Source organism: Arthrobacter sp. 05T442 (genome assembly GCF_056395945.1).
The window spans coordinates 37,469-50,338 of the sequence record NZ_JBFTKM010000007.1 but is presented as its reverse complement, the minus strand read 5'-3'; the positions used below and the strand labels follow the sequence as shown (position 1 = coordinate 50,338).

Annotated in this window: 10 protein-coding genes; 4 read left to right on the top strand and 6 right to left on the bottom strand. The window is 68.3% G+C overall.

The features are described 5' to 3' along the window. Positions 1-12: 12 nt before the first annotated feature. Positions 13-564 (bottom strand): GtrA family protein, encoded by a 552-nt coding sequence (locus AC1DES_RS09035; protein WP_476895364.1) that lies wholly within the window; start codon positions 562-564, stop codon positions 13-15. 106 nt (positions 565-670) lie between these two features. Further along, positions 671-1,345, bottom strand: coding sequence for a DUF1684 domain-containing protein (locus tag AC1DES_RS09030; protein ID WP_476895363.1), 675 nt, complete (start codon positions 1,343-1,345; stop codon positions 671-673). Positions 1,346-1,431: 86 nt separating this feature from the next. On the opposite strand from AC1DES_RS09030, the gene AC1DES_RS09025 reads away from it, so the two are divergent. The 3 genes from AC1DES_RS09025 (at position 1,432) to AC1DES_RS09015 (ending at position 4,546) form a co-directional block, all read left to right on the top strand. After that, complete coding sequence (locus AC1DES_RS09025; RefSeq protein ID WP_476895362.1) at positions 1,432-2,811, top strand: M20/M25/M40 family metallo-hydrolase; 1,380 nt, start codon at positions 1,432-1,434, stop codon at positions 2,809-2,811. Between the two features lie 30 nt (positions 2,812-2,841). Next, positions 2,842-3,666 (top strand): hypothetical protein, encoded by an 825-nt coding sequence (locus tag AC1DES_RS09020; RefSeq protein ID WP_476895361.1) that lies wholly within the window; start codon positions 2,842-2,844, stop codon positions 3,664-3,666. Positions 3,667-3,739: 73 nt separating this feature from the next. Continuing rightward, positions 3,740-4,546 (top strand): transglutaminase-like domain-containing protein, encoded by an 807-nt coding sequence (locus tag AC1DES_RS09015; RefSeq protein ID WP_476895360.1) that lies wholly within the window; start codon positions 3,740-3,742, stop codon positions 4,544-4,546. Between the two features lie 25 nt (positions 4,547-4,571). Here the strand turns inward: AC1DES_RS09015 and AC1DES_RS09010 are convergent, their stop codons facing one another. Then, positions 4,572-5,045, bottom strand: coding sequence for a MarR family winged helix-turn-helix transcriptional regulator (locus tag AC1DES_RS09010; protein WP_476895359.1), 474 nt, complete (start codon positions 5,043-5,045; stop codon positions 4,572-4,574). Further along, positions 5,045-6,205 carry an LLM class flavin-dependent oxidoreductase gene (locus tag AC1DES_RS09005; RefSeq protein ID WP_476895467.1) on the bottom strand — a complete coding sequence of 387 codons (1,161 nt, stop codon included), beginning with the start codon at positions 6,203-6,205 and terminating at the stop codon, positions 5,045-5,047. Before AC1DES_RS09005 ends, AC1DES_RS09010 begins: the two co-directional genes overlap by 1 nt. A gap of 243 nt (positions 6,206-6,448) precedes the next feature. Here AC1DES_RS09005 and AC1DES_RS09000 point away from each other — a divergent pair, with 243 nt between their 5' ends. Further along, positions 6,449-7,912, top strand: coding sequence for an MFS transporter (locus tag AC1DES_RS09000; protein ID WP_476895358.1), 1,464 nt, complete (start codon positions 6,449-6,451; stop codon positions 7,910-7,912). Between the two features lie 32 nt (positions 7,913-7,944). On the opposite strand, the gene AC1DES_RS08995 is transcribed toward AC1DES_RS09000, so the two are convergent. Further along, the gene (locus tag AC1DES_RS08995) at positions 7,945-11,217 is read right to left on the bottom strand and encodes an efflux RND transporter permease subunit (RefSeq protein ID WP_476895357.1); all 3,273 of its coding nucleotides are present in this window, start codon (positions 11,215-11,217) and stop codon (positions 7,945-7,947) included. An 85-nt stretch (positions 11,218-11,302) separates the two neighbouring features. After that, positions 11,303-12,808: a malate:quinone oxidoreductase gene (locus tag AC1DES_RS08990; RefSeq protein WP_476895356.1), complete on the bottom strand. Its 1,506-nt coding sequence runs from the start codon at positions 12,806-12,808 to the stop codon at positions 11,303-11,305. Positions 12,809-12,870 lie beyond the last annotated feature (62 nt).

Here is a 12,870-nt window from a genome sequence, read left to right as displayed (position 1 = left end):
GGGAGGGTGGGCTCAGCGGTGCCGGGCGCGGCGGAAGATCCAGTGCCGCAGCAGCGTGAACCGCACGGCGGTTGCCGCGAAGCCGGAGAGCGTGGTCGTCCAGAGTTCATCGGCGACGGTGGCGTTGGGCCGGACCCAGTTCAGCACGGCCAGGCTGCCGCCGGTGATCAGCAGCGCCACCAGGATCACGATCAGCCCGTTGAGGTGGTCGCGCTTCATCCGGTGACGCTCGGTGATCTTGAAAGTCAGGCGCCGGTTGAGTGCCGTGTTCATGAGCGATGTAATGACGAGGGCGGCCGCGTTGGCCGGCTGCGATCCGATCCAGTGCCGGGACAAGGCATACAAGGTCAAGGATGTCAGCGTGCAGATGATGCCGACGCCCGTGAACCGGATCAGTTGCCGGATCACCGGATAACGGAGAATTCCGGGGCGACGCTTAGGTCCCGGACTGCGGACGACGCCGGATGTGCCGGCCCGGGACTCCGCCCCGGTCCCTGCGGGATCCCGTGCCCCCGGGAGAGGCTGCTGCCCGAGCTCGGTGGCCGGGGCAGCGAAGGGATCCATAGTCCAACACTGTCATACGGGGCTGGGAATTCCCGAAAAAGGCCCTGTGCGGACGCTGCCGACCGGCCCCCGGACGCTGCTGCCTGCCGTCGGCCCCGGGATAGCCTCAGTACAGCTCGCCCACCGGGATTTCCACGGCCAGCCGGTTTGACGGGCCGGCGAGGGGACATGCCCAGGCCTCGTTGTAGGCGCAGGAGGGGTTGTAGGCAAAATTGAAGTCCAGGACGACTTCGGCACCCGGCCCGGAACCACTTACCCCGTGGAAGGCGCCCTTAATGGTGTCCAGGAGGTAGCGCCCGGCACCGTAGCTGCCGCCCGGCTGTCCGGCCGTGGCGTCGCGGAACGGAACAAAGATGCCGCCGCCGTAGCCGTTCAGCTTCCAGACGGCCAGCTGGCCCATCTCGGGAAGGTCGAACGTGCCCAGCCGGACGAACCGGACCACGCCGTCGGTCCCGGTCTCGACGTTCATTTCCCGGCCCGCGCCCTCCTTGGTCAGGGGGACGTGGAAGCGGTAGATCGGATCGTAGTCCGCCGTTTTCAGGCCGCCGAAGCTGGACTTGGCCTCGGCGGTCAGCGCCGAGGCGGGATGGGTGCCGAACATGCGGTCCCGCTCGTGGCGCCAGTAGGAGTGGGCCTCTGCGGGGCTGTCCTCGGCGATCTTCCGCACTGTGGCGTAGAGAGCGAAGGTCCGGAGCCGCCAGTCTGCAATGTCAAGGGCGGACATCTCCGCCACGCCGTCCTGGTCCCCAAAGTGCGTTCCGTCAAAGTGCTGTTCCGCCATGTCCCCAGAGTAGCCCGCTTTCGCCACGGTGAATCACGCGGGAAATCATGCCGGCACGGGCGTGTCCGGCACATAGACTTTCGCGCATGCAAAACACTGCGGCACCCGCCGGAACCGTCACCCGCGCCGCGGCATCACTTGCCGAACTCGTCCGGTTCCGCACCGTCTCCATCCGCCCGGACGCCAGCCAGCAGGCGGCGCCAGCAGGGGGTGAGGACACCGCGGAGTTCGAGCGGTTCATCGAAGCCCTGCCGCGGCTGTATCCCGCGGTCCACGCCGCCCTGGAGCTGGAGCCCATCAATGGGCATGCCCTGCTGTACCGCTGGCCCGGCACCCGTCCGGACGCCGGATCCCGTCCGTCGGTGCTGATGGCACATTACGACGTCGTCCCGGCGGGCGATCCGGGGCAGTGGACCCGGCCGCCGTTTTCCGGCCACAACGACGGCACCTTCCTCTGGGGCCGCGGGACCCTCGACGACAAAGGGCAGCTGGTGGCCATCCTTGAAGCGGCGGAAGCCCTGCTCGGCACGGGATTCGCCCCTGGCTATGACCTCTATTTCTCCTTCGGCAACAACGAGGAGACCGCCGGGAGCAGCGCGGCCGCCGCGGCTGCTGTCCTGGCCGGCCGGGGAGTCCGGCCGTGGCTGGTGCTGGACGAGGGCGGCGCCGTCGCCGGCGGCGCCTTCCCCGGCGTGACCCGGCCGGCCGCCGTCGTCGGCGTGGCCGAGAAGGGGATCCTCGACGTCGAGCTGCTGACCCGGGACCCGGGCGGCCACGCCTCCACACCCCCGCGCATGGGGGCCACCGCCCGGCTCGCCCGCGCCATCACCCGGATTGAGCGCCATCCCTTCCCGCAGTCCCTGCCGGACGTGACGGCGGAGATGCTGCGGCGCTTCGGCCCGCACACCCCTCCGCCGATGCGTGCTGTGTTCGCCAACCTGTCCCTGCTGCGGGCCCCCATGACCTGGCTCTTCGGACGCCTTGGGAACGAGACGAACGCGATGACCCGCACCACGGTGGCCATCACCACGCTGGAAGGCAGCGCGGGCGCCAATGTCCTCGCCGCGACGGCCAGGGCGAACGCCAATATCCGGGTGGCAGTGGGGGAGTCCGTCCAGGGGACCGTGGACCGGCTGCGGAAGATCATCCGGGACCCCAAGGTGGAACTGCGCGTCGCGGAAGGCAACGAACCTTCGCCCGTGTCCCCGTCCTCCGGTGCCCAGTGGCAGCTGCTGGAGCGCTGCATTGCCGGGACGTTCCCGGAGGCCATCATCACGCCGTACATCATGATGGGCGGCACCGACTCGCGCCGCTTCACGGGGATCTGCGAGGCCGTCTACCGCTTCGCCCCGTTCTTCATGGACGTGCAGGCGCGCGCGTCCATCCACGCCGTCGACGAGAAGATCTCGCTGGAGACCCTTGGCCGTGGCGTCCGCTTCTACGAAACGCTGATCCGGGAACTCTGAGCCGCGCGGCGATCCGGCTACGCTGGCTGCATGACTGGCAGGGCAATCTCCCGCAGGATCCGGATCACCGCCGCGCTCGCAGTGGCCGCGGCGGCGCTGGCCGGCTGCAGCACCGACGGCAAGGGCACGCCCGCCTGGACGGCCGGCAGCGGCACCGCGGGAACCACGACGCCGGACGGGGCGTCCGCGGCCGCCCCGCCGGTTTCCGGCTCGAGCGCCGGCCCGACACCGGACCCCGGAGCTTCCGGCAGCGGGTCCGCCGTTCCCGGCTCGACGGCGTCGGCCTGGAAGGTCTTCACCGATCCCGGCAAGACCGTGAGTTTCGAGCTGCCGCAGGACTGGATTGCCCAGTCCGTCGCGCCTGATGCGGGAACGATGCCCGGAGCGCTCAAAATCGAAGTCAAGGACGCCAAGGGCGGCTATCTGGCCACCCTGCAGACCGGGCTCCCGCCACAGCCGGTCCCGCCGTGCACGGACGACGCAGCCAAGAACTATGTGGTGGTCAGCAGCGTCCCGGTGGAACTCCCGCACCGGGGCGGCGACGGCACGATTGACCCGCATGCCGTGTTCCGGGTCATCCAGGGCTACAAGTACTTCGGCTCCTTTGGCATCACCAACATTGTGGGCGGGGCCGGGGGCAAGAGCTGCGGGCTGCAGAACGTGGTCCGCGGCCCGGAGGGGAAGGGCGACTACTCTTTCGGGGACCTGACCATGCTTAAGACGCTCGCCCCGGACCAGAAAGTCGCCCCGGCGAAGTCGTTCGACACCCTCGACCAGGCGGCCAAGTACGTCAATGAGGGATCCGAATTCGCCAATGTCCAGCGGATGCTAATGTCTCTGAAGATCAAAAACTAGTCCCGCTCCGCCCGCACACCCCATGGGCCGACGACGGCGACTTCCCTGGCCGTCCCTTCACACCCGGAGATACATGGAACGCACCGTAGCCGCACGCCTGGCCTTCAAGACCGTCGCCGATACCAGGGTCGCCATGGCGGTGGCCGTGGCCCGCAACGCCGGCTACGACTCGCTTGTGGAGACGCTCTCGGTCACCGCCGGCGGCGCGGACGTGCCGCTCACGGAGCTCTCGGACCATCACGGCGGCCGCTTCCACTACATGGAATTCGCGGACCCCACGGAGGTCCTGGTGGAATACACGGCCACAGTCACAGGCTTCGCCCAGCCCGAAGAGCCCGGGCTGATGGAACTCATCCGCTACGTCCGGCCCAGCCGCTACGCCGAATCGGACCGGCTGCTGCCGACCGCGTACGCCGAATTCGGCGGCCTCCAGGGTGAGGAGCTGCTGAACGGCGTGCGCAATTGGGTGTTCAGCGAGCTGCGCTACGTCAGCGGCTCCTCACGGGGCACGGACGGCGCCGTCGAGACACTGCTGCACCGCCGCGGGGTCTGCCGGGACTTCGCCCACCTGGCCATTGCGCTGCTGCGGGCCAAGAACGTCCCGGCCCGGCTGGCCGCCGTGTATGCGCCCGGGCTGACCCCGATGGACTTCCACGCCGTGGCAGAAGCCCACATCAACGGCACGTGGCACGTCATCGACCCCACCGGCCTGGCGCCGCGCGAAAGCATGCTGCGCATCACGGCCGGGCGCGATTCCTCGGATACCGCGTTCCTTTCCACGGTGGGCGGCAGCCTGTCCCTCCAGGAGCTCAAAGTCGTGGCCGTCGTTGACGGTGATCTGCCGGAAGAAGACCCGGCGAAGCTCGTCGCCATCCGCTAGCGCCAAGCCGCCTGCCGCCATCTCGTCAGCGCGAGGCCACCGAGGCCCGCAGCTTCTCCGTGAGCCGCAGCAGCTCGCGCTGTTCCATGGCCGTGAGGGCCGGGGCCACGAGGGTGGCGATGTCCCGGACGTGCTCGCGGCCGATCTGCTTCTGCAGCTCCCGGCCGGCCTCGGTGAGCCGGATCAGGATCCCGCGGCCGTCTTTGGGGGCCGGCGACCGCTCCACGAGCCCGCGCTTTTCCAGCCGTTCCACGAGCCGGCTGAGACTCGACTGGCTCAACAGCACGTTGTCGTTAAGCTCGTTCAGCCGCAGCCACCCGGACGGGCAGCGGGAGAGGGTGAAGAGCACGTCATACTCATTGAGCGCGAGGGCCTTGAAGGCGGGGGCCGCCTGCAGCCTGCGCATCACCGCCACCTGGGCGCGGAACAAGGACTCCCAGGTCTCCGCGGCCAGGCGGACCGGTGACTCCGCTGCCGTTGCCGGCACGTTCCCGGTCATCAGGCGTCCTGGCTGCTTGCTGTGCTGAGTCCCGCGGAACCGTTGGCCGTGCCTGCGGTCCCGGTGCCTGAGGTCCCGGTGCCTGCGGCGAGCGAGGCCGCCACGCGTGCGGCGTGCGTCGGCGGCTCGGGGACATGGGCCGGGGTGAGGGCGGCGTATTCCTTGCGCAGGACCGGAAGCACTTCCTCGCCGAACAAGTCCAGTTGCTCCAGGACGGTCTTCAGCGGCAGGCCCGCGTGGTCGATCAGGAACAGCTGGCGCTGGTAGTCGCCGAAGTACTCACGGAAGGTGAGGGTCTTTTCGATGACTTCCTGCGGGCTGCCGACCGTCAGCGGGGTCTGCGATGTGAAGTCCTCCAGCGACGGGCCGTGGCCGTAGACGGGTGCGTTGTCGAAGTAGGGGCGGAACTCCTTGACGGCGTCCTGGGAGTTCTTCCGCATGAAGAACTGCCCGCCGAGGCCCACGATCGCCTGGTCCGCTGTGCCGTGGCCGTAGTGCTCGTAGCGCTCGCGGTAGAGGCCGATCAGCTGCTGGTAGTGCTCCTTGGGCCAGAAGATGTTGTTCGCGAAGAAGCCGTCGCCGTAGTACGCGGCCACTTCGGCGATCTGTGGCGTTCGGATGGAGCCGTGCCACACGAAGGGGGCGACGCCGTCGAGCGGGCGCGGCGTGGAGGTGAAGTTCTGCAGCGGCGTGCGGTGCTTGCCGGACCAGTTGACGGTGTCCTCGTCCCAGAGGCGGCGCAGCAGGGAGTAGTTCTCGATGGCGAGTTCGATCCCGTCCTGGATGTTCTTGCCGAACCAGGGGTAGACCGGGGCGGTGTTGCCGCGTCCGAGGACCAGGTCGACGCGGCCATCGGCGAGGTGCTGGAGCATGGCGAAATCTTCCGCGATCTTCACCGGGTCATTGGTGGTGATCAGCGTCGTGGCCGTGGACAGGATGATGCGCTCCGTCTGGGCGGCGATGTAGGCCAGCGTGGTGGTGGGGGAGGAGGAGAAGAACGGCCGGTTGTGGTGCTCGCCGATGGCGTACACATCCATGCCGATTTCTTCGACCTTCTTGGCGATGGCCACGGAGGCCTTGATGCGTTCGTGCTCCGTGGGGGTGTGGCCCGTGGTGGGGTCGGTGGTGATGTCGCTGACGCTGAAGACGCCGATCTGCATGATGTGCCTTTCCATGGCCGGTCTGATCCGGGAACTGCTTCCACTGTAACCGATTTACATGCATTTGCATGTATCGACGTGTACAACGCGCGCCCGACCCGAATATTCCCGGGTCTTCCGCCGGGCTTACCACCGACTCCGCCGGCGAGTCCCCGGCCTGGTCTGCCGCCCGTGGCGGGAGCGCGGGCCTAGGATGCAATCAATCGGCTGGCCAACAGTGTCCGGCCCGCCCGGAAGGTCTCCATGCGCCGCGTCATCGCTTTCCTGTGCCTGGTGGAGCTCACCAGTGGAATCCTGCAGGGCTACTACACGCCCATCCTCACTGACATCGCCCGGCACCTGGGCATCCACGACGCCGACGTCAACTGGTTCGAGGCCGCACAGCTCATGGTCAGCGCCTTGGCCGTGCCTGTGCTGGCCAAGCTGGGTGACATATATGGTCACCGCAGGATCCTCCTGGCCTCCACCCTCGTGACCGCCGTGGCCTCATGGGGTGTCGCGCTGGCACCCGACTTCTGGACCTTCCTCGCTGCCTGGTCTTTCCAGGGCTTCTACGTCGTCTGGCTCCCCTTGGAAATCGCGCTGATCTTCAGCCGCGTCCACCAGCTGCCCGACGGCGCCGCCCGCACGCGCCGCGCCGCCGGTATCCTCGTCGGCGCGCTTGAGTTCGGGGTCATCGCCGGAGCCCTCGCGGCCGGTGCGCTCGTGGAGGCGTTCGCCGGGCAGCTGCAACTGGTGCTGCTGGTCCCGGCTGTTGCCGTCACCGCCTGCGGCGTCGTCATCCGGTACGGGGTGCCGGAGTCCCTGGAACGCAGCGGCGGGCGTGTGGACACGCGCGGCTTCGTCCTGCTCGCCGTCGGGCTCCTGCTGGTCACCTCGGGGCTGACGTTCATGCGGCTCAACGGTCCGGGGGCCTGGTGGCCCTGGGCGCTCGTGGCGGCCGGTCTCACGGCATTCATTCCGTTCACGCGCTTCGAGCTGGGCCAGTCGGATCCGCTGGTGGATATCCGGATGCTCCGGGGCAAGTCCATGTGGCCCGTCCAGCTGACCGCCGGCCTGTTCGGAGTCTCCGTGCTGGGCGCCCAGGCGCCGCTGTCCACCTTCGCGCGGACGGATCCGGCGCTGCACGGCTACGGACTGGGGCTGCGCGCGGGGCAGGTCTCCATCATCATCGGCGTGTACGTTCTTGCGCTGCTGGTGGGTGCCCTGCTGTACCCGCTCGTGACCAGGCGGCTCACGCCGCGCTGGACCCTGGTGTGCGCGGCCATCCTCGTGGGCGTGGGCTATCTGCTGTTCCTGCCCTTCCACGGCAGCCTGGCCGAGGCGCTCGTGAACATGGCCGTGGCCGGCGTCGGCTCCGGAGCGCTCGTGGCGGCGCTGCCCTCCGCGGCTGCTGCGGCGGCGCCCCTGAACCGGACCGCGATGGCCACGGGCCTGACCAACACGGCCAAGACCATCGGCGGCGCGTTCGCCTCGGCGGTCTTCGGTATCGCCTTGCTGAGCCATGTCCTCGCGGAGGCAGGGACGGCGGCTACGGCGGCGGGCCAGACGGCGGCGCCCCTGGCCGGTTACCTGACGGTCTGGACCATTTGCGGGCTGACCGGACTGGCGGCCGCGGCCGCGCTCGTGCTCGTTCCGCGTCTGGCGTTCTCCGACCCGGCCCGCGGCGTAGCCGAGGCAGTTCCGGCCCTAACCGGCCCGCAGTAGCAGGCGGCGTGCCCAACCGGGGTATGCGGGCGCTAGTTCCGCAGGGCCGGGGCTTCGTCCGCTTCGGGGAGCTCGTCCTGGAAGTCAATGTCCCGGGAGGCCGGCGTCCTGGCAGGGCCCGCCGGTGCGGCGGCAGGGGCGGCCGCCGGGCGCCCCGCCGGTGCGGCGGACGCGGAGGATGCCGGGGCGGCGGCATGGCGGCCGGAGCGGGGGAGTGTCTTTTGCAGGGCCTTGCGCTCCCGGCGCCCCTCCACGAGCCGGTACAGCACGGGAACCAGGATCAGCGTCAGGGCCGTGGAGGAGATCAGGCCGCCGATCACCACGATGGCCAGCGGCTGCGAGATGAACCCTCCGCCGCCGGTCAGGCCAAGCGCCATCGGCGTCAGCGCGAACACCGTGGCCAGGGCCGTCATCAGGATCGGACGCAGACGCTGCCGGGCCCCGTGCGTGATCGCATCCGCCACGCTCATCCCGGGCTCGCCGTTGCGCGGCTGCCGGTACTGGTTGATGAGGTCGATCAGCACAATAGCGTTGGTCACCACGATACCCACGAGCATCAGCATGCCGATCAGCGAGGGGAGCCCCAGCGGCACGCCCGTCACGAGCAGCAGGGCGATGGCGCCGGTCGCGGCGAACGGGACTGACACGAGCAGGATCAGCGGCTGGATGAGGGACTTGAATGCGGCCACCATGATCACGTAGACAATCGCGATGGCGGCCAGCAGGGCCAGTCCCAGCTGGGCGAAGGACTCGGCCTGCTGCGTGGTGGCGCCGCCGATGGTCGCGGTGACCCCGGGCGGCAGCTGGACGGATTTGAGCCGGTTCTGCACCTCGGTGCTGACGGCGCCGAGGTTGGCGCCCGACGGCGTGACGGACACCCGTGCGGTGCGCTGGCCGTTACTGGCGGTGATCGAGACCGGGACGTCCACCGGCTCCACGGAAGCGATGCTGCCCAGCGGAACGGGACCGGCCGCCGTCGGCAGCGGGATGTTCCGGACGGCACCGATGCTGGTGAAGTGGGTTCCTTCGCCGATCCGGACCGGGAAGTCGTTGGTGTCAATGCGCACGGTGCCGGCCTGGACCGGGCTGATGGTGGCGGCCAGGACCCCGGCCACCTGCTCCTCGTTCAGTCCGGCGGCGACAGCCTTGGCGCGGTCCACCTTGACCTGGACGACGGACTGGTTCGCGGCCAGGTTGGTGGCGACCTCGCTGCTGCCGGGGACGCCGTCCATTGCCTTGACCATGGCGTCGCTGGCGGCCTTAAGACCGGCGGAGTTGGCGGCCTTGAGCGTGATGTCGACAGTCGAGGACGTGCCGAAGCCGCCCTGCTGGGAGCCGACGGTGATCTTGCCGGCGTCGCTGAGCCCGGCCAGGGCGTCGCGGACCGTGTCCTGGAGCTTGGTCTGCTTGGCTTTCTCATCGGTGACGACGGTGAAACTGGAGTTCGAGGCGCCGGTGGAAAGCAGCGCGGCGAAGCCCGTCTGGGCGTTGCCGGTGGTCACCTGGACGTCCTTGACGCCGTCGATGGTCCGCAGCACGTCTTCGACCTTGATGGCCGCGGCATTGGCGTCGCTGAGGCTGGTGCCCGCGGGCAGTACCTGCTTGACGGTCATGCTGTTTTCGCCCGAGCTGCCGAGCAGATCGGTGGCGAGCAGCGGCGACATGGCGGCCGTGCCGCCGAGCACCAGGACGGCGGCGATCAGGGTGATGACCGGATGCCGCTGGGTCTTGGTCAGGACGGGCAGGTAGCCGCGCTGCAGGAGGCTGCGCTGCTCGGCCTCGTGGGCCTTCGCCGCGATGTCCCGGGCGGCGGCCTCGGAGACGCCGGCGTCGGCGGGCGTGCGCAGGAACCAGTAGGCGAGCACCGGCACGATGGTGAGGGAGACGAGCAGCGAGGAGACCAGGGCGATGGTGACCGTCAGCGCGAACGGCCGGAACAGTTCACCGGCGAGGCCGCCCACGAACGCGATGGGCAGGAAAACGGCAACCGTGGTCAGGGTGGAGGCGGTGATGGCGCCAGCCACTTCCCGGATGGAGGTCAGGATCGCGGTGATTTTGGCTTCGCCGTAACTGAGGTGGCGCTTGATGTTCTCGATGACCACAATCGAATCGTCCACGACCCGGCCGATCGCGATGGTGAGCGCGCCGAGGGTCAGGATGTTCAGGGAGTAGCCGGTGCCGGAAAGGCCGATGAAGGTGATCAGGAGCGACAACGGGATGGACACGGCAGTGACCAGCGTGGAGCGTACCGACATCAGGAACACCAGGATCACGGCGACGGCGAAGCCCAGGCCCAGGAGGCCCTCGGTGGTGAGGTCCTTGATGGACTTCTCGATGAACGGCGCCTGGTCGAACACCGGGGTGAACCTGGCGTTGGAGCCGAGCTCAGCCTCGAGCTGGGGGATCGCGTCCTTCACTGCGTGGGAGATCGCCACCGTGTCGCCCTCGGGCTTCTTGGTGACGGAGAGGGCCAGGGTTTCCTTGCCGTTCGTGCGGGTGATCGAGGTGCGGGTGTCCTCGGCGAGGCTGACGTCGGCCACGCTGCCGATGGTGGCGGCATCCTTGGCCCCGGCCAGCGGGAGGGCCTTGATGGCGTCGAGGGAATCCACCGGGCTGCCGATCTGCAGCGAGAGGGACTTGCCCTGGTCCTCGATGGTGCCGGCCGGGATGAGTGCCCCGTTGTTCTTCAGCGCGTTGCTGATCGATTGGATGCTCGCGCCTGCCGCGGCCATGGCGGCCGGCCTGGGCAGGATCTGGATGTGTTCGGTGGCGCCGCCGGTGACATCGGCACCCCTTACGCCGTCGAGCTTCTGCAGCCGGGGGACGCTGAGGCGGGCGAGGTCGGCGTTCAGCTCACTGAGCGGCTTGTCCGAGGAAACCGCGAGGTAGACGATCGGGAAGTCGCTGATGCTGCCGGCGATCGCCTGCGGCTGCACGTCCTTGGGCAGGGCCTGCTTGGCGTTGGAGATCGCGCGGTCGATCTGGTTCCGGGCCCGGTCCAGGTTGGAGCCGTAGGTGAACGCCATGGTGATCTGCGAGACGCCGTTGCGCGAGGTTGACGACGTCGACTCCAGCCCCTCGACGCCGTTCAGCGCAGTCTCCAGCGGGGCGCTGACCTGCTTGTCCACGACATCCGGGGAGGCCCCGGGCATCGAGGTGACGACCGTGATTTGCGGGAACTCGATGGAGGGGATGAGCTCCTGCTTCAGCGAGGACATCGTGATCACGCCGAACACCGACGCGAAAACGGTGATCAGCGCGATTAGAGCCCGGTTTGCCAGCGACAGCTTTGCGAGCCGGAACATCTCATGGTCTCCTGGTGGGTCGACGGACGTACTTCAAAGGGGCACTTCAAAGGGGTGAGGCCTGCCGCAAACCCGCGCAGGGGGGTCAGCTGCGGGCGGCGTCGACCTGTTCGAGCTGCAGCGTCTTGGCCGTGCTGGCCTCCAGCTGCGCGGCGAGCTCAGGGTTCTCATTGAGCTTGACGCCGTAGCCGGGCATCATGTCCTTGAGCTTGGACTGCCAGCCCTTGAAGTTCTTCGGGAAGGACTTCTGGAGCAGTTCGATCATGATCGGCACGGCGGTGGAGGCGCCCGGCGAAGCGCCGAGCAGGGCGCCGATAGTCCCGTCCCGTCCCGCGATAACCTCGGTGCCGAACTGCAGCACGCCGCCCTTCTTCGGGTCCTTCTTGATGATCTGGACACGCTGGCCGGCGGTGATGAGTTCCCAGTCGCCGTCCTTGGCCTCGGGGTAGTACTCGCGCAGGGCTTCGACCTTGTCGCCGTGGCGCTTGGCGACTTCCCTGATCAGGTAGGCCGTGAGGTCCATGTTGTCCTTGGCCACGGCCAGCATCGGGATGATGTTGGAGGGGCGGATGGACAGCGGCAGGTCCAGGTAGGAGCCGTTCTTGAGGAAGTTGGTGGAGAAACCGGCGTACGGGCCGAACAGCAGGGAACGCTTTCCGTTGACGTAGCGGGTGTCCAGGTGGGGCACCGACATGGGCGGGGCGCCGACGGACGCCTGGCCGTAGACCTTGGCGCTGTGCTGGGCTGCGAGGGTTTCGTCCGTGCAGCGGAAGAACTGGCCGGAGACGGGGAAGCCGCCGAAGCCCTTGCTTTCCGGGATGCCGGAGGCCTGCAGCAGGTGCAGGGCGCCGCCGCCGGCGCCCACGAAGACGAACTTGGCGTGGATCGAGCCGTGCTCGCCGGACCGCGGGTGCTTGAGGGACAGGTCCCAGCCGCCGTCGGACGCGCGCTTGATGCCGTTGACGTCGTGGCCGTAGTTGATTTCCACGCCGTTGTTGCCAAGGTAGGTGGTCAGCTCGCGGGTCAGGGCGCCGAAGTCGACGTCGGTGCCTTCCGCCGCGCGGGTAGCGGCGATGCGCTGCTTCGGGTCGCGGCCCTTGACGATCAGCGGAGCCCACTTTGCGATCTGGGCGTGGTCTTCGGAGAACTCCATCGACCGGAACAGCGGGTTCGGCTTGAGCGCCTCAAAGCGGGTGCGGAGGAACGTGGAGTTGGCCTCGCCGATCACGAAGCTCATATGCGGCACGGTGTTGATGAAGCCCTTGGGGGAGCCGATCAGGGACTTCGTCACCAGGTGGGACCAGAACTGGCGGGAGAGCTGGAACTGCTCGTTGATGTTCAAGGCCTTGGCGGGGTCCACCGAGCCGTCTTTGGCTGCGGGGGAGTAATTAAGCTCACACAGGGCGGCGTGTCCGGTGCCGGCGTTGTTCCACGGGCCGGAGCTTTCCAGCCCGGGCTGATCCAGGCGTTCGAACAAGGAGATCGTCCAGTTCGGTTCGAGCTGCTTCAGGAAGGCGCCCAGCGTGGCGCTCATGATGCCGCCGCCAATCAGGACGACGTCGGCATGTTGGGTCTTGGAAATGAAAGTCACAATCAGTCTCCGATAGCAGCGGCTCTGGCTGTCACAGAATATCCCCGCACCCTCCACTAACT